The organism is Cohnella phaseoli (assembly GCF_003386235.1).
Lineage (GTDB): Bacteria > Bacillota > Bacilli > Paenibacillales > Paenibacillaceae > Cohnella > Cohnella phaseoli.
This window is the reverse complement of the sequence record NZ_QRDZ01000001.1, coordinates 116687-139572: the sequence shown is the minus strand read 5'-3', so window position 1 is coordinate 139572 and position 22886 is coordinate 116687. Positions and strand designations below refer to the sequence as shown.

The window sequence follows — 22886 nt, the reverse complement described above, 5'->3', positions numbered from 1 at the left end:
TGCTTAACGCAACGGTCGTCCGCTTCTTCTTCCATAGGAAGAGGATAACGCATCCGCAAGAAGGGACGCAACCGTTAACGTCTGGCAGCGATTCGCCGGAGCGATTACCCGGCTGCTCGAACCAGCTTTGTCAGCTCGTCGTGAACATGTCCGTTCGTTGCGATCAGAGCCGTCTTGTCCAGCGCTTCGGGCAGCGGCTTGCCGTCCCAATCCGTTGCCCGTCCCCCGGCCTCCTCGAGCAGAATCAGGCCAGCCGCCACGTCCCACACGTTCAGATCGACCTCGAAGTAGCCATCGATTCTTCCGGCCGCTACGTAGGCCAAATCGAGAGAAGCCGGTCCTTTGCGCTTGAGGTCCTGGCATTCGGCGAATACTTTTTCGGCGGCGCGGAACATTCTGGGGGCGGACACCCGCCTCTCGTACGGAAACCCGAACCCGAAAATGCAATCCCCGAGCGCGGCGTTGCGCGATACGGACAACCGCTCTCCGTTCAGCCAAGCTCCCGCGCCGGACAGCGCGGTGAACAGCTCTCCGTTAAACGGATTGTAGACGATGCCGAAGCGTCTCTCCGGCCCCACGTACGCGACGGAAATCGCGACGTGCGGGTACCCGTGGATCAGATTGGTCGTGCCGTCGATCGGATCGAGAATCCACTTCGCCTTCCGTGTCGCATAATCGTTCGTCTCGTTCTCCTCGGAGATGAACTCGGCTTCCGCATCCAGCGCGTTTAACGCCCCGTTAAGCTCCCGCTGAACGGCCAAGTCGATATTCGTGACATAGTTGGCGAACCCTTTTTCCTCGACGCTGAGCTCCTTGCTTCCGCCGCGAACGATTTCGCCGGCCTCACGCACGCAGGCAATCGTCTTCTCCATTAACTCTTCCATCGTTTTGTCTCCCTTCGTTGTCCCTTCCTGCTTCTACATCATAACGCTTCTGCCGCCGGAAAATTTATTGAAAATGAGCAGCGAGACGACCGTCGCCACCGACAGAATCGAAGCCAGCGCTGCCGCCGTGCCGAAGCTGTCCTTGAAAATTTCCGTGAAGATCGCCACCGAGATCGTGCCCGTCTTGCCGGAGAACAAGATCAGCGTGGAGCTGAGTTCGTTGATTGTCTGCACCCAGCTGAGAATGGCTCCGGAGAACAGCCCGGGAAGCATCAGCACCGCGGTTGTCTTGAAAAACGTGCGCATCGGCGGCACGCCAAGGCTGATCGAGGCTTCCTCGATGCTTGGATCGATCTGGTACAAAATCGCCGTGCTTGATCTTAGAATAAACGGCAGCTTGCGGATGACGTAAGACACAATAATGATCGTTGCCGTTCCGGTCAGAATAAGCGGCGCCTTGTTGAAGGCGGTGATTAGCCCGATCCCGAGCACGGAGCCGGGAATGACGTAAGGGAACATCGCCAGCGAGTCGAGCAGCGACGACAGCAGCGACCTTCTGCGGACGACGACGTAGCTCAGCAGCAGGCCGACGACGACCATAATGACGATGGCGATGCTGGCGAAATAAAACGTATTGGCGATATTCTTCGACAGCTTAAAGCCGATCGCCTTGTAGCTGTCCAGACTGAAGCCGCTTACGAACAGCGGACCGCGCGTCTTGATGAAGGACGTGATAAACACGACGATCTGCGGCGTGACCGCCAGCAGCGACACCGTGAAGGCGATCGCCGTAAGCAGCGAGCGCTTGCCCAGCTTCAGCTTCTGAACGGCGGGCGGGCGCAGGGCGCTCATTCGGTAGTTTTTGCGCGAGACGATATACTTCTGGACGAACAGCACGAGCAGCGCGCATAGGACGATAACGGTGCTCAGCGTGCTGGCCAGATAGACATCGCCCCCGATGTCGCTCATGAACTCCTCGTAGACGACGACGGGCAGCACCTTGTAGCCTTCGGCGATGAGCAGCGGAGTGCCGAAATCGGCGAGCGAGGTCATGAACACGACGATAGCGCCCGCGCTTATAGACGGTACGATGACCGGGAACGTTAGCGTCAGCAGCTTGCGGATGCGGGACATGCCGAGGTTCTCGGCCGCTTCCTCCAGCGAGCTGTCCATGTTGGAGAGCGCGCCGGAAACGTACATGTAGACGAACGGGAACAGCTTCAGCGTGAACACGAGAATCATCCCTTGAAAGCCGTAGATCGTCGGAAGCACGATGCCGATTTTCTCGAACAGCTTCGTCACGAAGCCGCTGCGCCCAAGCAGCAAAATCCATGAATACGCGCCGATGAACGGCGGGGACAACAGACTCAGCACGATCATAATATTGATAATCGATTTGCCCCATACGTTAAATCTCGTCATGATGTAGGCGAGCGGCACGCCGATCAGCGTCGCCAGCACCGTCGTCAGCGCCGATACCGTCAAGCTGTGTTTAAGTGTGTTGAAGTAGTAGGGCGTCGTGAAAAAGTCGATGAAGTTCACGAAGCTCGGCCGGTGCGTCTCCGGGTGATAGAAGCTCTTCAGGAACAGCGAGGAGAACGGATAGACGAGAAACACGATCATCAGCGCCAGCAGCGACGCGCTGACGATGATCCAGAACGACGGCTTCCGCCATCTTCTACGCGCCCCGCCCTGTCCGATTGCCGGTCCCGTCGCAGGGCTGCTCATACGATCGCCTCCCCCTCGCCGTGGCGATACAGATGAAGCTTGCCGAGATTGAAGCGAACGCCGACCCGGTCGCCGACGGCCCGCAGTACGGCGGTGTCCTTGGCGTATTCGTTCACCTCGACGGTTTGTCCGCCGCCCAGCTCGATCTCGTAGCTGATGTAGTCGCCGAGGAATGTGACAAGCGCAACGCGTCCCTGCGGCTCGCCTTCTCCCGGCTCGGTCAGATGAATATCCTCCGGACGAACGGCGAGACGGACATCGCCGGTCGTCGACTTCCTTGCGCCGACGGGGATCGTCCCGACGCCCTTGATGTCGACTGCGACCGGCTTGCCCGGCTCTGCTGTGCCGGTTGTTGCAGAGCCGTCTACAGCGATCAGGGTACCGTCCAGGAAATTAGTCGTACCGATAAAGCCGGCCACGAACGCCGTCGCGGGTTTCGAGTAAATTTCCTGCGGCGTGCCGATCTGCTCGACAATACCTGCGTTCATGACCGCGATCCGGTCGGACATCGCCAGCGCTTCCTCTTGATCGTGCGTCACATATATCGTCGTAATATTCAGATCTTTCTGAATTTTCTTGATGGCGATGCGCATATCGATTCTCAGCTTGGCGTCCAGATTGCTGAGCGGTTCGTCCATGAGCAGAATCGTCGGATGGATGACAAGCGCCCGCGCCAGCGCGACCCGCTGCTGCTGTCCGCCGCTGAGCTGAGAGGGATCGCGGTCGCGGTACTTCTCGATGTGCATCAGCTTCAGCATATCGCCCACTCTGTCCGCGATTTCCGCTTTCGGCAGCTTGCGCGCCTTCAGCCCGTATGCGACGTTTTTCTGAATCGTCATATGTGGAAAGATGGCGTAGTTCTGGAATACCATCCCGATATTTCGCTGGTAAGCGGGAATCTCGTTCATGACCCGGTCGTCGAACAAAATCTGTCCGTCCTCAATCGAATTGAAGCCCGCAATCATGCGAAGCAGCGTCGTTTTGCCGCAGCCCGACGGACCGAGAATAGTGAAAAATTCGCCTTCCTTAATAGAAAAATCGATGCCGTCTACCGCCGTGTTGTCCCCGTATTTCTTCGTCAGATTGCGGAAGGTTACGCTGTGGCTCATCTGATCACTCCTGTCTCGTTGAGGCGGGAACCGCGAGAGAGTTTCCCTGGTTCCCGCCGCTTGATGCCTCTGCGTTCAGCCAGTTTCTTGGGCTTATTGGCCGACCACGAATTCCTTCCATTTCTTCGTAATCATTTCTTTGTTGGCGATGGCCCATTCCATGTCGTAATCGATTTTCACGAGCTGGCTGAGCGGAACCATGCCCTTAGGCTCCTGCAAATCCGTCCTCACCGTACGACGGTAAATATCGCCGATATGGGACTGCACTTCCTTGCCCAGCACAAAATCGACGAACTTCTGGGCGTTCTCCATGTTCTTGGCGTTCTTAACGATACCGAGACCGGACGTTAGCAGCGTATTGCCGTCGGACGGATAGACAATTTCCAGATCCGCTCCGGATTCCATATACTTGAGCGCGCCTTGCTCATACGTCACGCCAACGCTGTATTCGCCGTCCGCGACGCCCTTGAACGTGCCGGAGGAGCTGCTGATCAGCTTGCCGTCCAGGTTGTCGACGAACCGCTTGATCAGATCCATTCCCTGCTCGCGATCCGGCTTGGACAGGATCATGTTCACCACGGCCGTAAACGACGAGCCCGACTTGACCGGATCGGCATGGGCGATTTTTCCTTTCCATTTCGGATCGGTCAAATCCTCCCAGCTCTTCGGCGCTTCCTCTTCCTTCACCAGCTTCGGATTGTAAATGATGACCATCGGCTCTAGGTTAAAGCCGTACCAGGTGTTGTTCGGGCTCTTCGCCTCGGGGATCAGTTTGTCGAGCTCGGTGCTCTTGTACGGCTCGAGCAGATCGTCGACGACCGCATAGCCGTCTACGAAGCCTCCCCATAACACGTCGCCCAACGGATTGTCTTTCTCGGCGCGGATTCTTGCGATCAGCTCGCCCGTGCCGGCACCCACGAGGTTAACCGTGATCCCGGTCTTCTCCTGAAACTCCTTCACGATCGGATCTGACCAGTCCGCCGCGTGGGAATAGTACAGCGTCAGCGAATCGGATTTTCCGCCTTCCTTACCCTTGCTATCGGAGCCGCAGCCTGCCGCGATCACGCTTCCCGCCAGCAGCAGCGCCATTGCGCCCGCCCATTTTTTTCTCATCCCGATGTCCTCCCTTGTTTGATTTACATGTTCATTGTAAAGCGCTTTCAAGAAGCTCACAACGTAACAATCCGGCACTTTTGTTTGTAAAAACGCACTCTTTCCCGCCTAGGGAACGCCCAGTCGCACTCGCGACCGAGGCCAAAATGGTGCGTCCACCCCACTTGCCCGCTCATAGTGCTGCGTACAGCGCGACAGTTCTATTGCCCGCATTCCATCGCTTGCTCGCCAATAGTATCGCCACAAGTCCCTTCATCCCCTCGGCAGACGCAAAAAAACCTGCCGACCGCGTTAAAGCGGTCGGCAGGTCTGGCGTTCCCTGCTCAAGAAACGGCTTTGCCCGTTCTCTTGCAGGTCTTGCTGTCGTTTTTGCAAGTTTGGTATACACCCATAAAATCGAGGCGGTGATCGGTCACCTTAAAGCCGTATTCGTTAGCGACACGCTGCTCCAGCTCGAGCAGCCAATCGTCCTGAATTTCCTCCAGCGCCCCGCATACCCTGCATACGAGATGGTGATGCATATGATCGTGCCCCTCCTGACGAAGGTCGAAACGGGCGACCCCGTCTCCGAAGTTCATCTTCTGCACGATGTTCAATTCCGCGAGCAGTTCCAAAGTCCGGTATACCGTTGCCAACCCGATCTCCGGAAACTTCTGTCGCACGAGCATAAACACATCTTCGGCGCTCAAATGATCTCTCTCGTTCTCCAACAGCACCTTCAAAGTAATTTCGCGCTGCGGCGTCAGTTTATATCCGTTCACGGTCAATTGCCGATTGATTTTGTCGATTTGCTCTACGATATCCATCCTATGGACACCTCCGCTTCATTAGAGTCGTATTTATCGTCACTTTTTTATAATAGCGAAATCGGGCGAAAAAATCAAAGAAATTGACGCCATTTTCCATAAACACATCGTTATATGATTATAAACCTCCGCCTCGCGACCGACGATTGACGGCAACGTAAAAACCTGCCTAGCCGTAATTGAACGGCTGGCAGGTCTGTCTAGACGCGAACTATTGGCCCCTGGCGGCCTTGAAGGCTTGCACATACTGAGCGGCGCGCGCGGCGATCAGGCTTAAGTCGCCTTTCTTCGCGGCCTCGTTCGTCAGGTCCGATCCGATGCCGACGGCAATGGCGCCCGCCGCGATCCATTCGCCGATATTGTCGAGCGTAACGCCCCCCGTCGGCATAATGTTTGCCTGCGGCAGCGGTCCTTTGATCGCCTTGATCGCCGACGGAGTCGTGCTTGGGAACAGCTTGACGATATCGACTCCAAGCTCCAGCGCCTCCTGAATTTCCTTGATCGTCATGACGCCGGGCATTACCGGAATCCGATAGCGATTGCATAGCGCGACGGTCGCCGGATTAAGCGAAGGCCCTACGACGAATTCGGACCCGCTTAGAATGGCGGCTCGCGCCGTCTCCGGGTCGAGCACCGTGCCGACGCCGATGATCGCGAACTTGCTCGGATCGTTCGCCGTGCTGGAATATTTTGCGGCCAGCTTCTCGATCGCTTTGAGTGCCGAGGGCACCGTCATCGTAATCTCGATCGCCTTGATTCCGCCTGCAATTGCTTGCTCCGCCATTTCGGCCACTTCGTTGGCGTCCTTGCCGCGCAGCACGGCGACGACTCCGTGATCGACAATGCGCTGAATCGTGTGAATCTTGTTCATCTAATTTGTCCGCCTCTCTTTTATTAAAGTGATTTGAAAATAAAAGTCCATTACATCTCCGAAAGGGATGGCTTTGCTGGCTTTAGACAGGTACGATTTTGCTACTCGCTTAACGGTCTGCCAGACCGCTAGAGGCGGTCATCCGATCGATTTCGCTCGCTTAACGGTCTGCCAGACCGTTAGAGGCAGTCATCCGATCAATTTCGCTCGTGTAACGGTCTGCCAGACCGTTAGAGGCAGTCATCCGATCAATTTCGCTCGTGTAACGGTCTGCCAGACCGTTAGAGGCAGTCATCCGATCGATTTCGCTCGCTTAACGGTCTGCCAGACCGTTAGAGGCGGTCATCCGATCGATTTCAATTAGCGCTCAACATGAGCTACATTGTTCAGCACGGCATCCGTTTCCTTGCGAGTCGGCAGCCCTTCCCAATCCCCGGCCATCTGAACGACGAGCGAGCCGACCAGGTTGCCCAGCCGCACGGCCTCGACCGGGTCGAAGCCGCGCAAAAGCCCGGATAGAAATCCGGCGCAGAAGCCGTCTCCGGCCCCGATCGGATCGACGAAGTGTTCCGCCTTGAAGTACGGTACGGCGACAACCTCGTCCGGGTAGATCACGTATGTCTCCCGATCGCCGCCTTTGACGATCGTTTGGGCTTTCAAGCGTCGCAGCCGACCGACAATTTCCTCGAAATCGTCCGTGTCGTACAGCAGCTTCAATTCATCCAAGCCCGGCAGAAAATAATCCGCTTCCTCGGCCAACTCCAGCAAAGTCGTCCTGGCCTCGTCCAGTCCCCACAGCTTAAGCCGCAAATTCGGATCGAATACGACCTTCACTCCGGCGGCTTTGGCGACGCGAATCGCTTCGCGGGCCGTATCCCGGCAATTCGGGCTTAGCGCGGGCGTAATACCCGTCAGATGAAGCAGCTTGGCCTGCCCGATGTAATCGGCATCCAGCTCCTCCGGCCGCATGCGGCTCGCCGCAGACAGCTTGCGGTAATAATAAACAGAGCTTTTGCCCGCTAACTGCTCTCGCAGCATTAAGCCGGTCGCCGCTTCATCCGTCAGACTTGCCCGGGATACGTCAACGCCTTCTCCCCGAATCGTCTTTAGAATGTGACGCCCTACCGGATCGTCTCCGAGCAAGCCAAACCAACCGACTCGATGACCGAGCCGAGCTAGTCCGATCGCCACGTTGCTCTCCGCTCCTCCGAACGACTTGTCCAAGCTTGCGCTATGCTCAATGCCCTTTGCTCCGCCTATCAGCAGCCCCATCGTTTCGCCGAAAGTCACGACTTCGGGACGAAGCGCCGCCTCGTTTGTTGTCGACTGTGTGCTCACTGTTCCTGCCCCCTTGCGCGCTATTCCTTCTGCCGGTTTCCGTGCCCCATCCTCCACCAGACTTCCTTCATGTGGAGCACATACAGCCGTTTAATCTCCTCTTCGTCTCCGGTTTTCAGCACCTCAATCAGCGGCGCGTGACCAACGGCGATCGACAGCAGATTCGGAAAATAAAGCTTGTTCGTAACAGCCAAAAACCGCTTCAGCTTAACCGCGCTCTGCCGCCAAATGTGGAGAATCGTCCGGTTGCCCGATTTCTCGAAAAAGTAGTCATGGAACGCCATGTCCAGATCGATAAACCGGAACAAGTCGTCCTCCCTCGCTGCTCGTACCAAGTCCTCGTAGATCGCGTACAGACGCCGAAAATCCTCCTCGTCCAACTGCGGAATCGATCTGTGCACAGCGTCCCATTCGATCAGCTCGCGCAGGGCGTAGATCTCCTCGATCTCCTCCTGCTTAATCTCCGCGACGATAGAGCCTTTGTTCGCCTTACCCACGAGCAGCCCTTCCTGCTTCAGCCGCTCCATTGCTTCCCTGACCGGAGCTTGACTGATGCCAAGCGCGTTCGCAATCTCAAGCACAAGCATCCGGTAGCCCGGATATAGCTCTCCTCTGACGATCGCCTCGAACAAGCCCAAATACACTTGCTCGCTCAGCGAAGTTCCCCGTTCGTCCAATCGAAACGAAATGGCGCATCCCTCATTTTAAGTTATCGATAAGATTATCGATAATTTTATCGATAGAAAAAGTGTAGCATGCGGCCTGAGGGCCGTCAATGCTACACTTTGTTTGCTGCTCCTATCCTAAATACACGAAGAACATCTTCGATTTTGCGAAGATGGGACATGACGCCGTAATTCATCCAGGCGAAGAAATCCATTTCGTGCACATGGCCGTTGCGAACTGCGGGCAGGGCTTTCCACTCTGGAGAGTCGAGCAGTTCCCGACCTTCGCCCTCCCTCTTATCGAAAGTAATGAACAGATGGTCGGCGTCCAGTCGCGTTAGCGTCTGCGGATCGATCGCCACCCGTCTTTCTTGCGGCATCAGACTGCCGATCAGCTCGGGTTCGCGCAAGCCCAAATCCCCGTAGAGCACCGGTCCCGTATACCCAAGCTGTCTGCCGCCGTACAGGTAGACCGCAAGATCGGAAATACGCAGCACGGCGACGGAGGGCATTGTTCCGCCCAGCGCGTCCAGCAGCGATTGCCTTGCTTCTCCCGCCTTGTTCTCGTACTGCTTGATCGCCTCCGCCGCCCGGTCTTGAATCCCGAATACGGCCGCGATCGCATGCAGCGTCGCCCGCCAGTCCTCGCCGGTTGACGGCAGCCTGAACACGGGAGCGATTTCCCGGCACCTTTCCAAACTCCAGCGGCGATAGCCTGCGTCCAGAATGATCAGCTCCGGTCGGTAATCCGCAAGCTCGTCCCAGTCCCCGGTGGACAATTCGAATTCGGGCACGTCGTGCAGTCCAAGATACTCCTGCCTGCCCCAGATCCGATCGTAAAATTGCACGATCGGCTTCATCTCCAGCGCCACAAGAAAATCCTCCAAGAACGGCGCGAACGCTCGGTTCGGATCGCGGCGCTGACGTCTGAACTGCCCCGGAGTGACGCCGACCTCCTGCTTAAAGCGCCGGTTAAAATAGTACTCGTCGTTATAGCCGACTGTATTCGCAATCTCGACCAGCTTGTCCTGCGATAGCAGCAACAGCTGTTGAGCCTTCTCAATCCGCAGCCCGTTGAGAAATTCCAGCGGAAGCTGGTTTGTCAGCTCCTTGAACAGCTGCGTATATTTCGCGCGCGTCATGTCCGCCGACGACGCCAATTGATCCACCGTATACGGATGAGCGTAATTGGTCTGCATCTCCTCCACGGTATGCAGCACATCCCGCCTTGCTCTGGCTTCATAAGTAGCGGACCGGTTCTGTTTGCCGAGCAGAAGCAGCAATTCTCCGAACCGAACCTGGTTCTCGAACGCTTCCAGCTCGTCTTCCGTCTCCCTTTGTCTGTAGAGAGCGTCAAGCAACAGCAAAGCCTGAGAGAACGGCGTGCAGGCCAGCGCTCCCGGCGGAAGCTGGAGCCCTTCGGCGCTTCCCCCTTCGTCCTCCCGCTCGAACCCAAGCAAATAAAAGCTCACCCCGCCGTCCGCAGCTTCGAATCGAAGCGCTTTGCCGCGTTCGAGCAGTTGCACGCTGCCCTGTCTCAGCTCATAGCCCTCGCCATCAACGATCAGCCGTCCTTTTCCCGCCGTGACTGCAACGAGCGCGAAACGCGCGTCCAAATAAGCCGTACGCTCCTTGAACGCCTCTTCTCTTACAAAAGCGACGGATAGGAGCTCATGCCGCGCCGCGGGTCGAAGTCGTACCGTTTCATCCAGCATAATTCCTTCCCCTTTTTCCCGACAACCGATAATGAGAATGATTTTCAACCCTGATGCTATCAGTGTATAAGAAAAAGAAAAGCTCTTCAATGATCGTCATTGAAAAGCTTCTCCCGAATCGCTTCCTTATTTCGCCATCGCCCCGAGCAGATCGTCCAGCTTCATCCCATTGGCCGTAATCGCGCCGCTTTGCCAGTGGCTCCGCTCGAATTTGTAAATGTTGCCCTTCTGAACTGCGGGAACCGATTGCCACAGCGGACTGTCCAGCAGCTTGAAATCCTCCTGATACTCCGGAGTATCCCAGCTTCCGTTGGAAGGAATGAAAATGATATGGTCCGCACCGAGCTCCGGAATCACCTCTTCGGAGAGGATGCTCTGGTATTCGGTCATATCTTTGGCCATCTGAATCGGCTCAAGCCCGAATTCCGAGTAGATGACGCCGGTGTAGCGATTTTTTACTCCGAACAGGGCAAGCGTCTTTTCCCCTACGTTGACGCGAATGAAGGCGACTTTCTCCTTGCCGACCGACGCCTGCAGCTTAGCCTTCCCGTCCGCAACCTTGCTTTCATAGTCGGCAATGACTTCTTCCGCCTTGTCCGGAATGTTCAGTACGTCCGCCACGGCCCGCAACATCTCGGCTGAGCTTTGCAGCACGTCTTCGGTCAACCGATAAGTCGGAGCAACTTTGGAGTATACGTCGTATTTCTCCTTATCCACCCCTCCGTCGACGATGATCAGGTCGGGGTTGTACGAGACGAGCGCCTCGATGCTTCCCGTCGTATCGAACAGCGGCACGTCCAGGTTCAAATAATCCTGCTTGCCCCACAGCGGATGGTACCACTGCGCGACCGGCGTTACGCCAAGCGCCTTCAAGTAATCTTCGACGTACACTCCGACGACGCGCTGAGGATGAGCCGGAATTTCGACATCGCCGAATTCGTCCTTGACGATTCTCGTTTCTGCGCTCCCTTGCGTTTCCTGCGAAGGCTCGGACGAAGCAGAAGCGGAAGCCGTGGCGGGCGACGCAGTTGCTGACGCAGACGGCGAAGACGAACCCTCCGAGTTCGACTTGCCGCCGCACGCAGCGAGTACTCCAATCATCAGAATAGCGAGGACGAGCGCCGTCGCTTTGTTTGTTTTTGCCAACATGATGAATCCCCTCTCCGTAGTCTCATTGTAATTGATATTCATTCTCAATTACCACAGGGACAATATTACGGAAAGGAAGCCGAACTCTCAATGAACTTTCTCCGCGGAATTTTTGCACAAAACGTCAAAGCCAACTACATCCCCAATAGCGTTTATTACGCAATGATATGAGTGCCCGCCTCCTCATTAATCGCATCTTTTAGGCTTTCAGGGTTTGTAATAATGACTCTTGAGCCATTGTGTTCCAGAAAGCTTAAGCTGGCTTCAATCTTGGGCAGCATACTTCCCGGCGGGAAGTGACCTTCTGCAACATATTGTTTTGTTTCTTCGACTGTTATTTTTTCCAGTGCTTTTTGATTGGGTTTACCATAGTTGATAAAAACTCTTGGAACCCCAGTCGTAATAATTAAGGCATCTGCTTTAATTTGCTCAGCCAAGAGACTGGTGGCGAAGTCTTTGTCAATAACAGCATCAATACCTTTGTAGGTGTTATCCGATTTGATAACCGGGATTCCACCGCCGCCAACCGCGATAACGACAAACCCTGAATCTATTAGTGTTTTAATGGCATCCTTTTCAACAATGTCAATGGGTTTTGGCGATGCCACAACTCTTCTGTACCCACGGCCGGAATCCTCAATGAAAATCCAGTCCGGATGTTCTTTTTTCATTTCTTCCGCTTGCTCCAAAGTAAAAAATGATCCCACCGGTTTGGATGGATTTTTAAAATTAGGATCATCCTTGCTTACTTCAACCTGTGTAATGACAGTCGCCACTTTTTTGTTAATGCCTCTTTTGGCGAACTCATTCGTTAAAGCCTGTTGAATAAGATAACCAATCCCTCCCTGCGTATCCGCACCGCAATTTACGAGAGGAACTTCCGGCATTCCCGCTACTTCATTGGCAATTTCAGCTCTTCTAAGCTCAAAGCCGACTTGCGGTCCGTTACCATGGGTAACGACAACATTATAGCCTTGCTCCACCATGCCTGCGATATTTACAGCTGTTTCGACGACAGCCTCATATTGATCTTGAATCGAGTCGCGTCCATTATCACGAACTAAAGAGTTGCCCCCAATGGCAACAATGACCACTTTTTCCATTTTTAAAGCCTCCTAGTGGTATGCATCTATTCTTTTGCTAGTAATTCCAACGATTTTTGCTTATGCGTATGATACAAGGGATTGGTTGGATCATTGTTAATGGCATTTTCGATGGCTTCAATCGCTTCTTCATGTCTTCCTAGGGATCTTAAGCTATTGGCTTTATGAAAAGAGAAATCATAGCGATTCGGCTGCATGGCTAATAGTTGATCCATCGCCGCAACTGCATCTTCATGTCGGCCAAGCTCTCTTAAATAGTTTGATTTATGGTACAGATAAAACGTTTCATTAGGAGCTAAGGAGACAGCTTTATCGTATTCCGCCAATGCTTCCTCCGGCTTTTTCATTAACCGCAAGCAATTAGCTGTATAGAAATAGAAATCCAAGTCATTTGGATGAATAGCCAATGCCTTTTGATACTGTTCCAGCGCTTCTTCAAATCTCTTCAACTCTTGTAGGAAATAGCCTTTATAGTAGATTAGATCAAGGTTTTCCGGATCGCTTTCCAATGCTATATCGATTAATTTAATAGCTTCTTCATATTGATCCGCGCGAGCTAACGCTTTTGCTTGCCTGATCGTTTCATTGCTTTCAACAAATTCCTTCTTTAAAATTTCCACGACCTTAGCTTGCTTTAGTTCAATTGCATGCTGCAGCGAAGATTTCCCGTCCCGGTCGGGCAAATTTACATCCGCTCCTGCTTCAACAAGTAATTGAATTACGTCGGAATACAAGCGCCCGCCATTTCCTAAAATAACGGACTCTAAGAGTGCAGACCAACCTAAATCATTGGCATGGTTCACTGGAATTCCGGCATCTAAACATCTTTGGACCGTTTTTAAGTAGCCTTTTTCACTGGAAGGTAGTAAAGCCGTTCCGCCGAATCGATTGACACTCTTTAAATCGGCCCCGTAATTCAACATTAAGCTTAATATTTCGTGAAAGCCGTTTGCACCCGAACAAATAAAGGGTGTCAACAAAGTGATATCTCTTGCGTTCACATCGCTTCCGGCCTCTAACAGTACCTGAGTAACCTCGATTTGATTCCTTTGGGTTGCGGCCATGAGTGCCGTGCGACCATTCGCATCCTTATATTCAACATTCGCGCCTTCTACCAATAGTCGACGGACTGCATCTCTATTCCCTTGTTCACTCGCCTCAATCAGATCTTGATTTAAGTTATTCGTCATCATAATCGTTGACACCTCATTTCCCGTTAAAAAATACGGGTGCTGTCTCATAAAGCCATCCAAGTTCTCTGCAAGATAATCGAAGAGAAGAGTACAAGGTGTATGTACCTCCCTCCGATGCTATACGCCCCTGAAATCTGAATAGGCAAACCCGTTACAAGGTCATTTCAGGAGCGTATGAGGCAGTCTCCGGGAGGTACATACACCTTACTTTGTCTATCGATCATCTCAAACAACCGCTTATAAGACAGCCCCGAATGGTGAATCGCTATCGAACGTTATTTATTTAATTGATGGAAAAACTCAAACAAATGGTCGCAATCTTCTCGCGGTGCTACTTTCACCATGTTAAGAACAGTTGTGTCCTCCCCGGTTAAATACTTACGCAGATGCATGTCAGAGAAGCCATGCTGATGAGCATCCTCTCTCGTATTACAGTAATAGACTTCTTTAATGCCTGACCAAATGATCGCGGACACACACATTGGACAAGGCTCGCAAGTCGCGTAGATGACACAATCGGATAAATCCATCGTTCCAAGCTTTTTACAAGCTTCGCGAATGGCGACCATTTCAGCATGGGCAGACGGATCCGTATCTCTCATCATTGTATTGCTTACGACTGCGATAATTTCATTCCCGCGTACGATTGTTGCACCGAAGGGTCCGCCTACTTTATTGGCCATCCCCACAGTCGTTGCTTCCGCAGCTAATTTCATATAATCCATATCCAGATTCCTCCATTCGTTATTCCGTAACAGGACCAATATTTTCTTTCTTATTGACATAAAGTTTATACACTAAGAACGCGGCCATTAGTAAATAACCAATAACGAAAGGCATAGCGATCTCTTGTGCAATTCCAAGAGTATTTGTATGAATGGCGCCAACAAAAGTTAGTAGAGCTCCCAGCAATGCAGCTATGATGCCTCCAATAGGCGTGTTGCGAATCGTAAATACGGCTATACAACCCCAAAGTACACTCGTAATAGGAGCACCATTACCTAAAGCAACCAATCCGTCATAGAACAGTCCGGCATTATGCAGGGCAGCCGAAGAAACTTCGCCGGCAGCCTCCCCTACCGACACACCCGCAGCCGAAAGCGCATTATTCACAGCAACTAGCGCCCAATTCGCAACCCAGGGGAAGAAAGCGACAAAGATGGCCGGAGCTTCAAATTTCGGACTTTCTTTAACGACTTGATGACCTGTTACAACCGCAATAAACACGAGCATCGGAACAATAGCGGCAATAGGAACAACAGCGAGTAACAGACCCATTAGACTGAAAATCGATAAAAAGAATATGGCGGCAGAGCTAGCAATGGAATAGCCTAAGCCAGCGCCTACTTCTTTCCACCCTGCATGTCCTACATATACGGTTACTGGGAACGGGTTACCGCAAAGTCCGCCTACTGCCGTAGAGAAACCGTTTGCAAGCATAACGTCTCTCGTATTGTATTCATCCCCAACAACTGCAGCTGCTTCAACGTTTTCGAGATTAAAGATGAAGTTGGATAGCCCTAGAGGAATAGCCGTTAATAAATAAGGCAATGCAGCGTTAATATGGTCGAACAGCCCATTCAAATGCAACATAGGAGGATTAAAGCCAAATGATTTTAGCGCTTCTGTCACATCAGAAGGGTTTTGATATCCAGCGATCCAAGCAATTGCCGTTCCAACTACGATCAATAATAGACCCGTAGGTATTTTCTTCAATATAGGATGTTTACTTAACCAGTTCATGAAAATGATGATTAAGGCAACAAAGGCCACTACAGGCATTTCAAAGGATTGCAGCATGGGGTTCATGCCTAAGAAAACAAATGCCAAGCCTGCCAGAGCTGCTAACAAGACCGTTCTTGGAACAATCCGTCTAATCGTTTCGCCGATGAATGCGCCTAAAAATAGAATCGACGCCTCAATAAAGCCCCAAAGCACAGCGACGGAAGTTGTGAAAACAGGATCCTGCGTTTGATGATACAGAGGAAGCATAATCACAAATACGATAAGAAAAATACCAGGCGAACTCGAACCCGAAGGTAATGCGGTAATATCTTTTCGACCTGTTTTCTTAGCTAATTTATAGGCAAAATAGGCGAAAATAATACCGGATATCAATACCGCTAATCCAAAGCCGGGAACAATTCGTTTAAAAACAAACTCTGTCGGCATGCCCACTACGCCAATTAATAAGGAGATCATAACCAAAAAGTCTGTCAAAACGTTAACGAATAAGCCAAAGGAAGCCGCGATGTCTCCCTTTTTCCATAGAGCTACTTTTCCCATATAAAATTCTCCTTAGAATGGATTATTTTTTGCTTAATTTTTTGGGAAATTTAGAGGACACAGACACGCCCTAATTCATGTTTTTGCTTAAAGCAAGCAACGCCTTTTCAAACGCTTCAACCGGCGGATACGTAATACCGGCGCCAATCATTCCGATCCCTGGATCCTTGTGCGCGATGGCCGTGTTGATAATTGGCTTGATGCCTGTTTGCATGACCTTTCGTACATCGATCCCTGTCGGAACGCCCATGAAGTTTAATAACGGAATCGTTACGTTTGGATTTTCAGTTGTCGTAATTTCTTTCATTTGCGTGGAGAAGCCGATCGCTTCATCTACCGTACCCCCCACAAGCGCGACAATCGCAGGGGCGGCAGCCATAGCAAATCCACCTATCCCATAGGTTTCAGTGATGGCGCTATCTCCGATATCGAGTCCCGAGTCCTCCGGCTTATAGCCTGCAAACATAGGTCCGACAACCTTCTGAGCCGGGCCGGTAAACCAAGTGTTGCCTGCCATGCCGCTTACGCGAATACCAAATTCCACACCGTTGCGCGCCATTGTTGTTACAACTGTACTATTCTCAATGCCATGAGCAGCATCCATCGCACATTTGGCCAACGCCATCCAAGTAGGACCCGAGAAATAGTCGCTGCTTGCTACGAATTCAAATACTTCGCGCTTTTGTTCTGTCGTATAGTCCGTTTGTAAAATATAAGGAGTTAAAGCTTGGATTAATAATGTCGTGCCTGCAACGTTACGATTATGACACTCATCCCCCATATGAAGAGCTTGAGCAAGCATCAACCGTAAATCAATTCCGGTTGGATGGAGTTGCATGGCCTCTCTTAAAATGGGCCCAAGTACATCACGCATCCAAATCAAACGATTGACGACACTTTCATCATTAGCGCCCATACGCAAAATCTTGGATAACTGCTCACTTAAGTTTGTATAAGCGATATTACCATAAGTCTTGTTTTCGACGATGTGCATATACATCGAAGCTGAAGTTACACCAGCCATCGAACCGACACAGTTATGCTCGTGACAAGGTGCGAACGTAATTTCTCCCGATGCCGCAACCTTGAACGCGTCCTCGATGTCTTTAGCCAATCCTTCAAAAACGAGCGCCCCTGTAACGGCCCCTTTCATTGGACCGCTCATATTTTCAAATGCGATGGGAGGACCTGCATGAAGAATGGTTGTTTTGGTCATGCCTGGAACACAGTTAATCGCTTTATCAAATCCAATTAACACGGGTTGAGAATTAACAATTCTCTCAACGGCAAGCTTATTCGCTTCTTCAATTTTTTCAGCGAGGGCAGGGTTTTCAAGCTTATCCAAAGCGGCAATGATTTCCGGCTTCCCGCCGCCTGGCGGCTTCCATTCCAGATGGGTTGCATGGGCATTTTGTTTTAGAATATCCTCTTTGAAAAATTCGATTCCGACGTTGATCACATGAATGTTAGATTTAAAGAGTTCGTTAATTTTACTCACAGTCTATTCCCCCTTCACAACGAATTCACGAGCTAACAATCCGGCGTTTTGGCTGCTTGAGGCATGCGTGGCCCCCGAAGCGACTAACTTGTCAATTTGCTCTTGGTAGTTTTGCGGGTCCAGCTCCGTTCCAAGAATGTATCCGAGTATTTCCAAATGTCTTCCTTCTTGTTCCGCTTGTTGCTTGGCTTCGATGATATGCGGGAGCATCACGCCAACCGGATCTTCGTGTGAGCCAAAGCCTAAAACGAAATCCATCACGATAACCCCTACAGACGGATCCTTCGCTTCTTGCTTAAATCTTGCTATGCGAGTAGAAGGATCGATCATGGGATGGGGTTTGCCTTGGGTAAATTCATCATCGCCAAAATCAATGAATGTATGCTCCTGGCTGACATTAATATCCTTCAACAGATAATCCGGGTTCTTCTGAATGTTGCTATAGACGTTATCGAATTTTTCCATCGCCGTATACATAGCCTCGTCACATAAAGTTCCGCCACAGAATAATCCGCGAATGTATTTTTGATCGGAGGTTAGTTTTGCACGAACTTCATTCACTAACGGAATGTTCAGTGCTTTTTTATTGATCTTGCTTTCATCGGCACCTGTTAATAGCACAGCCTTAAGCGCAGCCTCTTTGGACATTTTGGCAAAATGGCCGCCCGCTTTCGTGACCTTCTCTTCGTTGCCGCCAATAAACCATACGACAACCGGCTTTGTGCACTGTTTAATTTGTTCGCAAATCTTATCTTCTACACTTGGTGCCGGCGGCTTAGATACCAGAACGATGACTTTAGTTGCTTCGTCAGCTTCTAGAGCTCTTAAGCCATCAAGCATCATCATTCCGCCAACTTTTTCGCTTAAGTCGCGGCCGCCCGTACCGATCAGTTGCGAAATTCCGCCGCCAAATTCATGAATCCGGACGCTCATCTCCTGGCTGCCTGTTCCAGATGCACCCACAACCCCAATGCTTCCTTTTCTAACCGCATTGGCAAATGCTAAACCGACATTGTTGATGATCGCGGTTCCGCAGTCTGGCCCCATCATAAGAAGACCTTTTTCATGAGCAAGCTTCTTAAGCTCGATTTCGTCTTCAAGGCTGACATTGTCGCTAAAAAGCATAACGTGAAGGTCGTTTTCCAGCGCCTTTTTTGCTTCCCTTGCCGCATAAGCGCCGTTTACTGAAATCACCGCAAAATTGGCTTCAGGAATAGCGCTTGCAGCGGACGAGATCGTTGAATATTTCACTTCGCCTTTACCAACAGCTGCCGAATTTTTCTTCGTTAATAATTCATTAATTCCAACAAAAGCGTTTTCGCATAATTCATCGGATTCAGCCTTTACAACAATCATCAGATCGCTTGTTTTCGCTTCTTCAACCTCTGAGGTCATTAACCCGACGTTACGGATCACCTCTTTGTTCATTTCCGTTCCCATCGCAATGATGGCTTGTTCAACGCCTTCAATTTGGTTGGCCTTGGTGGATAAGGACATTAACGAAACCGAATCAAAAAATGTGTTTGGTTTAATTAATACTTGAATAGTCATACTTGACCTCCTACCTTCCTATTGGCTTCTAATCCGCGGTAAATACCTAATGCGATATCTGTTCCGGAAGTAGAACCGATCGTTAATACTTTATTTAAGGAGAGAGTAAACTCCTCATCGTTACCTGTGAAAATGGATTTGACCAAATGAATAATTGATTCTCTGACCTGGCCTCGCGATGCTTTCTTTAGAGCCATAAAGCTAATCTCATTGGTTAAAGTTTTAGCTTCCTGAACCACTAGATGGGCCAACATTCGATATCTAAATAACTGACTATTGGGAATATTCAGAACAGTAAATAACCCGACTAGAAAATCATCTCCTGAAGGCGTTAGACCAGGGCCAAGACCGATTAATCTGCTCGCGCTCGTCAAAGCCTCGGGCATATCTTTTCTCAAAATGTGAGCCAGAAGGGTTAGCGTTCTTTCTTCTATCATTTTGGACATCTCGGCATCAAAAGGGCTTTGAGGCTCAAGTGCCTTCTTAATCCCCCCGCCCTTCCCATGAAGGTCAATATACCCCTTCATTTTGGACATATTTCTATGCAACGCCTCAAGGCTGGAAGGATATTCAGGTAATTTACTTTCCCATAAGCTTGCCTTGTCAATCGATATGACCAGTTGATTGCCGATATATAGCTTTTGATTTTCAGCATAGATCGGGACATTTACGGCTAATTCGATATCGTCAAGTCTTTCCTTGTCTATCACAAGCGTATTTGGGCCATTGTCTATTTGGTCGCATGCAAGGGTATAAAGCTCATCATCTTCAAGGCAATGAATATTGATCGTTCGAGTAAAGGTGCTGTGTATATATCCCTTAAAGCTTGAAGCTTTAATCCGCTCGATAAATCCAACATCGCCCGAACGTGCATTCCTCACGAGTGTCATTTTCTTAAATGATCGACCTCCAATGTTTAAAGTTTCCCTTGTTAATGTTGTACATTTCGGAATAAATTCTTTAAATGGATAGTTGACCAATTGCAATTTGCTTTACACTAGTCATTTTAGTCTCGATGCAGGAATAAATCATTGTTTAACAATACCAAAAAGCTTCGTTCTCATTTGTGCAACTTGTACAATGATATGTGATATAATTTTGACAAGGGAGTGAGGACAAATGCTTACCATTAGAGATTTGTTTGAAATCAAAGCCATTGATGGCCTTAAAATCGTCGCGGGTGAGAAGGGGATTAATAACGAGATTTCCATTGTGAACATCATCGAAAACCCTGAAGCATTTGACTGGCTCTCACCGAATGAATTGCTTTTATCGACAGGCTATATATTTAAAGATAACGAACAATTGCAAAATCGTATTATTAAAGAATTATCCGAAATTAATTGTGCTGGGTTAGTCATTAAAATGAAACGCTACTTCGATAAGATTCCGCAAAATATGATTGATGAGGCGAACAAGCTAGGACTCCCTCTCCTTGAGTTGCCCTTTGAATATACGCTTTCTAGAGTGATTTCGATTATTAATGAGAAAGCCTCCGGAAGATACGACTTATTAAATCGAAAAGCGCTGGACATGCACAATCTTTTTTTTAGAATAACCCTTGAAGGCGGAGGAATTGAAAGAATTTCTTCCCTATTGTCTGCAACCATTGGGAATCCCATTGTTTTGGTCGATCGGGATTGGAAGCTGCTGCACTTCACAGAGCACCAGGATAATAAGGTTCCATTAGCTTATTGCATCGATATCGTGAAAAATCGGTCGGTATTTAATAAGTCATTTCTGAATTCAATTCCGAACGATATTAGCGAGATGAAAAAATCGATAAAACGTATTTATCACATAGAGGGCATGGAAATTAAGTGCCGCATTCTTCCTGTTGCGGTTGCTAACCAGATCTATGGCTATATCGTCGTTTGGCAAACGGTACGGGAGCTCACAGAATTTGATTATATTATTTTAGAAAAGGCGTCTACCATCATGGCGCTGGAAAGAATTAAAGCAAAGGAAATCGAGGAAGTGAAGTTAAAAATCAGGCAGGACTTCTTCGATGATTTATTAACAGGAAAAATCACTTCAAGCGAATCCATTCAGACCCTCAGTGAATTACATGGATTAAATTATCAATACAAGTATCTTTGTATGGTCGTTAATATTGAGTCGCAGGAGCCTAGCGTCAGCCAGGATTTCATTGCCAGAAAAGTGCATTTAGAGAATAAAGCAAGGAAATGTGTGGAGTTAGTCTATGAACATTCCAAATTTATTACGGGAGAGATTACTTGTTTTCACCGAAATAATCGCATCATTATTTTAATCGGTCAAAATGAAAGCAGACCCTCTATTTCCGTTCAGGAAGCGAAAAAATACGGAAATGACATTTTCGAAATCCTTAATAAATATGCCCAGCAAACAACGTTCTTAATCGGAATTGGCAGTCAATACGATACCCTTCATTTGCTTCACAAAAGCTTCTCAGAAGCGAATGAATCCATCCGACTTATGCAAAAGTTTGATGAAAAAGGCGGCGTCTCCCATTTTGAAGATCATTCGGTTTATCATCTCTTAGATTCCAATATTAAAGGTATTGAATTGGAAGCGTTTTTCATTAAAAGCCTTGGCGCAATTTATGAACATGACCGACTACACGAGACAAGCTATATCGTCACTTTAGAAAACTTTTTTCACAATAATCTCAACATAAGCGAAACGGCAAAAGCGATGTTTTTGCATCGAAATACGTTGATCTACCGGATTGAAAAGATTAAAGAGATCCTGAACAGCGATTTGAAAAACTCGGATGAACTTTTGCAAATTCAATTGGCTCTAAAAATCTTTAGACTGTTGAATAAAAATCAGGGTACGCCCCTGACCCAGGAAGGATTTGTATGAAGAAACAAACGATTATATATAAGGATCACCCTCGTTTTAAACTGAAAGCGGACTTTTATGGAGTAAACATAGATCGTGCTCCTTGTGTGGTCTATATTCATGGCGGGGGCTTAATTTGGGGTTCTAGAGAAGATCTAAGCGAGGCATTCATCAAGCTTTTTATGGACAATGGTTTTGCGATTTGGTCTATCGATTACAGGCTGGCTCCTGAATCAAAGCTTAAGGACATACTTGAGGACGTTCAAGATGCTCTTGGCTGGTTAAAGACGGAGGGTGCGCGTCAATTCTCTATTGATCCCAAGCGGATTGCCGTGCTCGGCGGCTCTGCCGGCGGTTTTCTTGCGCTAAATACGGGATTGTTTGCAGAGAAACCCCGTGCCATTGTTTCTTTTTATGGATATGGGGATATTAGTACAAAATGGGCTGCCGAGCCGAGCGCATTTTACCGTCAAAACGATTTAATACCGCGTGAACTTGCTTTAAAGCTTTTATCGAATGAAATCATTTCAGAAGGTCCGATTGAGACGCGTTATCTTTATTATTTATATGCCAGACAACACGGAGTTTGGGTTCAAGAGATTACCGGTCTTGATCCCGCCTTTAAGCAAGCAGAGCTTTTACAGCTATGCCCTATTCATCAAGTGAATCCGGACTATCCGCCCACTTTATTTTTACACGGTACAATGGATACGGATGTTCCTTACGAACAATCTGTATTTATGAGAGCTGCCCTCCTTAAAAAGGACGTACCCGCCAGATTGATTACGATACCTGACGGCGAGCATGTCTTTGATAAAAATTTCAATGATCCGATTGTTCAAGAGGCGCTCGGTCAGGTTATTTCATTTCTTGAAAATCACCTATAAGTTGAACCAATGAAGGGGAAGCCCATTGCATTTCAAAAGGGATGGTTTTGCCGACTTCAGACAGGTTGTTTTGGGCTGCTAGGATCGATAAGACCTTCAGCGGTAAGCAGCCCAAAGCCAAAACTCGCGGCAAAACCATTCCCTTTCTCCATTCCATTGGGTTA

21 protein-coding genes are annotated in these 22886 nt (G+C 49.6%); 3 read left to right on the top strand and 18 right to left on the bottom strand.

Annotated elements, in window-relative coordinates; translation table 11 throughout:
• Positions 1 to 104: 104 nt before the first annotated feature.
• From DFP98_RS00530 to DFP98_RS00505, 6 genes are all read right to left on the bottom strand, one after another.
• Positions 105 to 884: an inositol monophosphatase family protein gene (locus tag DFP98_RS00530; protein WP_116058601.1), complete on the bottom strand. Its 780-nt coding sequence runs from the start codon at positions 882 to 884 to the stop codon at positions 105 to 107.
• Positions 885 to 917: 33 nt separating this feature from the next.
• Positions 918 to 2612, bottom strand: a complete 1695-nt coding sequence (locus DFP98_RS00525; protein WP_116058600.1) for an ABC transporter permease — start codon at positions 2610 to 2612, stop codon at positions 918 to 920.
• Positions 2609 to 3721, bottom strand: coding sequence for an ABC transporter ATP-binding protein (locus DFP98_RS00520; RefSeq protein WP_116058599.1), 1113 nt, complete (start codon positions 3719 to 3721; stop codon positions 2609 to 2611). Before DFP98_RS00520 ends, DFP98_RS00525 begins: the two co-directional genes overlap by 4 nt.
• 93 nt (positions 3722 to 3814) lie before the next feature.
• On the bottom strand, positions 3815 to 4834 hold the full coding sequence (locus tag DFP98_RS00515; RefSeq protein WP_116058598.1) for an ABC transporter substrate-binding protein: 1020 nt from the start codon (positions 4832 to 4834) through the stop codon (positions 3815 to 3817).
• 323 nt (positions 4835 to 5157) lie between these two features.
• Entirely contained in the window at positions 5158 to 5640 is a 483-nt protein-coding gene (gene fur, locus DFP98_RS00510; RefSeq protein WP_116058597.1) for a ferric iron uptake transcriptional regulator, read from the bottom strand.
• A 211-nt stretch (positions 5641 to 5851) separates the two neighbouring features.
• The gene (locus DFP98_RS00505; protein WP_116058596.1) at positions 5852 to 6511 is read right to left on the bottom strand and encodes a bifunctional 2-keto-4-hydroxyglutarate aldolase/2-keto-3-deoxy-6-phosphogluconate aldolase; all 660 of its coding nucleotides are present in this window, start codon (positions 6509 to 6511) and stop codon (positions 5852 to 5854) included.
• A 73-nt stretch (positions 6512 to 6584) separates the two neighbouring features.
• Between DFP98_RS00505 and DFP98_RS38565 the strand changes: the two genes are divergently transcribed.
• The gene (locus DFP98_RS38565; RefSeq protein ID WP_220377038.1) at positions 6585 to 6875 is read left to right on the top strand and encodes a hypothetical protein; all 291 of its coding nucleotides are present in this window, start codon (positions 6585 to 6587) and stop codon (positions 6873 to 6875) included.
• Here the strand turns inward: DFP98_RS38565 and DFP98_RS00500 are convergent.
• The 11 genes from DFP98_RS00500 to DFP98_RS00450 form a co-directional block, all read right to left on the bottom strand.
• Positions 6872 to 7849 carry a sugar kinase gene (locus DFP98_RS00500; RefSeq protein ID WP_281275116.1) on the bottom strand — a complete coding sequence of 326 codons (978 nt, stop codon included), beginning with the start codon at positions 7847 to 7849 and terminating at the stop codon, positions 6872 to 6874. The genes DFP98_RS38565 and DFP98_RS00500 overlap by 4 nt on opposite strands.
• Positions 7850 to 7869: 20 nt before the next feature.
• Positions 7870 to 8526: a GntR family transcriptional regulator gene (locus tag DFP98_RS00495; RefSeq protein ID WP_116058595.1), complete on the bottom strand. Its 657-nt coding sequence runs from the start codon at positions 8524 to 8526 to the stop codon at positions 7870 to 7872.
• Between the two features lie 101 nt (positions 8527 to 8627).
• Complete coding sequence (locus DFP98_RS00490) at positions 8628 to 10229, bottom strand: helix-turn-helix domain-containing protein (protein ID WP_116058594.1); 1602 nt, start codon at positions 10227 to 10229, stop codon at positions 8628 to 8630.
• A gap of 126 nt (positions 10230 to 10355) precedes the next feature.
• Positions 10356 to 11378 (bottom strand): ABC transporter substrate-binding protein, encoded by a 1023-nt coding sequence (locus DFP98_RS00485; RefSeq protein WP_181917404.1) that lies wholly within the window; start codon positions 11376 to 11378, stop codon positions 10356 to 10358.
• A gap of 155 nt (positions 11379 to 11533) precedes the next feature.
• Entirely contained in the window at positions 11534 to 12481 is a 948-nt protein-coding gene (gene arcC / locus DFP98_RS00480) for a carbamate kinase (RefSeq protein WP_116058593.1), read from the bottom strand.
• A gap of 26 nt (positions 12482 to 12507) precedes the next feature.
• On the bottom strand, positions 12508 to 13674 hold the full coding sequence (locus DFP98_RS00475; protein WP_246016357.1) for an ankyrin repeat domain-containing protein: 1167 nt from the start codon (positions 13672 to 13674) through the stop codon (positions 12508 to 12510).
• Positions 13675 to 13949: 275 nt separating this feature from the next.
• On the bottom strand, positions 13950 to 14399 hold the full coding sequence (locus DFP98_RS00470; RefSeq protein WP_116058592.1) for a nucleoside deaminase: 450 nt from the start codon (positions 14397 to 14399) through the stop codon (positions 13950 to 13952).
• Between the two features lie 19 nt (positions 14400 to 14418).
• The gene (locus DFP98_RS39615) at positions 14419 to 15960 is read right to left on the bottom strand and encodes a xanthine permease (RefSeq protein ID WP_116058591.1); all 1542 of its coding nucleotides are present in this window, start codon (positions 15958 to 15960) and stop codon (positions 14419 to 14421) included.
• Positions 15961 to 16030: 70 nt separating this feature from the next.
• A complete protein-coding gene (locus DFP98_RS00460) occupies positions 16031 to 17458 on the bottom strand; it encodes a YlbE family protein (RefSeq protein ID WP_116058590.1) in 1428 nt (475 codons plus the stop codon).
• Between the two features lie 3 nt (positions 17459 to 17461).
• The gene (gene fdrA, locus DFP98_RS00455; RefSeq protein WP_116058589.1) at positions 17462 to 19009 is read right to left on the bottom strand and encodes an acyl-CoA synthetase FdrA; all 1548 of its coding nucleotides are present in this window, start codon (positions 19007 to 19009) and stop codon (positions 17462 to 17464) included.
• Positions 19006 to 19995 (bottom strand): oxamate carbamoyltransferase subunit AllH family protein, encoded by a 990-nt coding sequence (locus DFP98_RS00450; RefSeq protein WP_246016356.1) that lies wholly within the window; start codon positions 19993 to 19995, stop codon positions 19006 to 19008. The genes fdrA and DFP98_RS00450 overlap by 4 nt, the downstream gene beginning before the upstream one ends.
• A gap of 133 nt (positions 19996 to 20128) precedes the next feature.
• Here DFP98_RS00450 and DFP98_RS00445 point away from each other — a divergent pair, with 133 nt between their 5' ends.
• Together DFP98_RS00445 and DFP98_RS00440 are read left to right on the top strand one after the other, a co-directional pair.
• Positions 20129 to 21856, top strand: a complete 1728-nt coding sequence (locus DFP98_RS00445; protein WP_116058588.1) for a PucR family transcriptional regulator — start codon at positions 20129 to 20131, stop codon at positions 21854 to 21856.
• Positions 21853 to 22722, top strand: coding sequence for an alpha/beta hydrolase (locus DFP98_RS00440; RefSeq protein WP_116058587.1), 870 nt, complete (start codon positions 21853 to 21855; stop codon positions 22720 to 22722). The genes DFP98_RS00445 and DFP98_RS00440 overlap by 4 nt, the downstream gene beginning before the upstream one ends.
• On the opposite strand, the gene DFP98_RS38560 is transcribed toward DFP98_RS00440, so the two are convergent.
• Positions 22694 to 22879, bottom strand: a complete 186-nt coding sequence (locus DFP98_RS38560; RefSeq protein WP_147310108.1) for a hypothetical protein — start codon at positions 22877 to 22879, stop codon at positions 22694 to 22696. The two genes, DFP98_RS00440 and DFP98_RS38560, sit on opposite strands and share 29 nt — an antisense overlap.
• Positions 22880 to 22886 lie beyond the last annotated feature (7 nt).

Excerpts from the sequence above, each read along its gene's own strand:
- fdrA (WP_116058589.1), bottom strand. The coding sequence starts at position 19,009 with ATGACTATTCAAGTATTAATTAAACCAAACACATTTTTTGATTCGGTT.
- DFP98_RS00440 (WP_116058587.1), top strand. The coding sequence starts at position 21,853 with ATGAAGAAACAAACGATTATATATAAGGATCACCCTCGTTTTAAACTG.
- fur (WP_116058597.1), bottom strand. The coding sequence starts at position 5,640 with ATGGATATCGTAGAGCAAATCGACAAAATCAATCGGCAATTGACCGTG.
- DFP98_RS00505 (WP_116058596.1), bottom strand. The coding sequence starts at position 6,511 with ATGAACAAGATTCACACGATTCAGCGCATTGTCGATCACGGAGTCGTC.
- arcC (WP_116058593.1), bottom strand. The coding sequence starts at position 12,481 with ATGGAAAAAGTGGTCATTGTTGCCATTGGGGGCAACTCTTTAGTTCGT.
- DFP98_RS00490 (WP_116058594.1), bottom strand. The coding sequence starts at position 10,229 with ATGCTGGATGAAACGGTACGACTTCGACCCGCGGCGCGGCATGAGCTC.
- DFP98_RS39615 (WP_116058591.1), bottom strand. The coding sequence starts at position 15,960 with ATGGGAAAAGTAGCTCTATGGAAAAAGGGAGACATCGCGGCTTCCTTT.
- DFP98_RS00485 (WP_181917404.1), bottom strand. The coding sequence starts at position 11,378 with ATGTTGGCAAAAACAAACAAAGCGACGGCGCTCGTCCTCGCTATTCTG.
- DFP98_RS00520 (WP_116058599.1), bottom strand. The coding sequence starts at position 3,721 with ATGAGCCACAGCGTAACCTTCCGCAATCTGACGAAGAAATACGGGGAC.
- DFP98_RS00470 (WP_116058592.1), bottom strand. The coding sequence starts at position 14,399 with ATGGATTATATGAAATTAGCTGCGGAAGCAACGACTGTGGGGATGGCC.
- DFP98_RS38560 (WP_147310108.1), bottom strand. The coding sequence starts at position 22,879 with ATGGAATGGAGAAAGGGAATGGTTTTGCCGCGAGTTTTGGCTTTGGGC.
- DFP98_RS00525 (WP_116058600.1), bottom strand. The coding sequence starts at position 2,612 with ATGAGCAGCCCTGCGACGGGACCGGCAATCGGACAGGGCGGGGCGCGT.
- DFP98_RS00530 (WP_116058601.1), bottom strand. The coding sequence starts at position 884 with ATGGAAGAGTTAATGGAGAAGACGATTGCCTGCGTGCGTGAGGCCGGC.
- DFP98_RS00475 (WP_246016357.1), bottom strand. The coding sequence starts at position 13,674 with ATGATGACGAATAACTTAAATCAAGATCTGATTGAGGCGAGTGAACAA.
- DFP98_RS00515 (WP_116058598.1), bottom strand. The coding sequence starts at position 4,834 with ATGAGAAAAAAATGGGCGGGCGCAATGGCGCTGCTGCTGGCGGGAAGC.
- DFP98_RS00445 (WP_116058588.1), top strand. The coding sequence starts at position 20,129 with ATGCTTACCATTAGAGATTTGTTTGAAATCAAAGCCATTGATGGCCTT.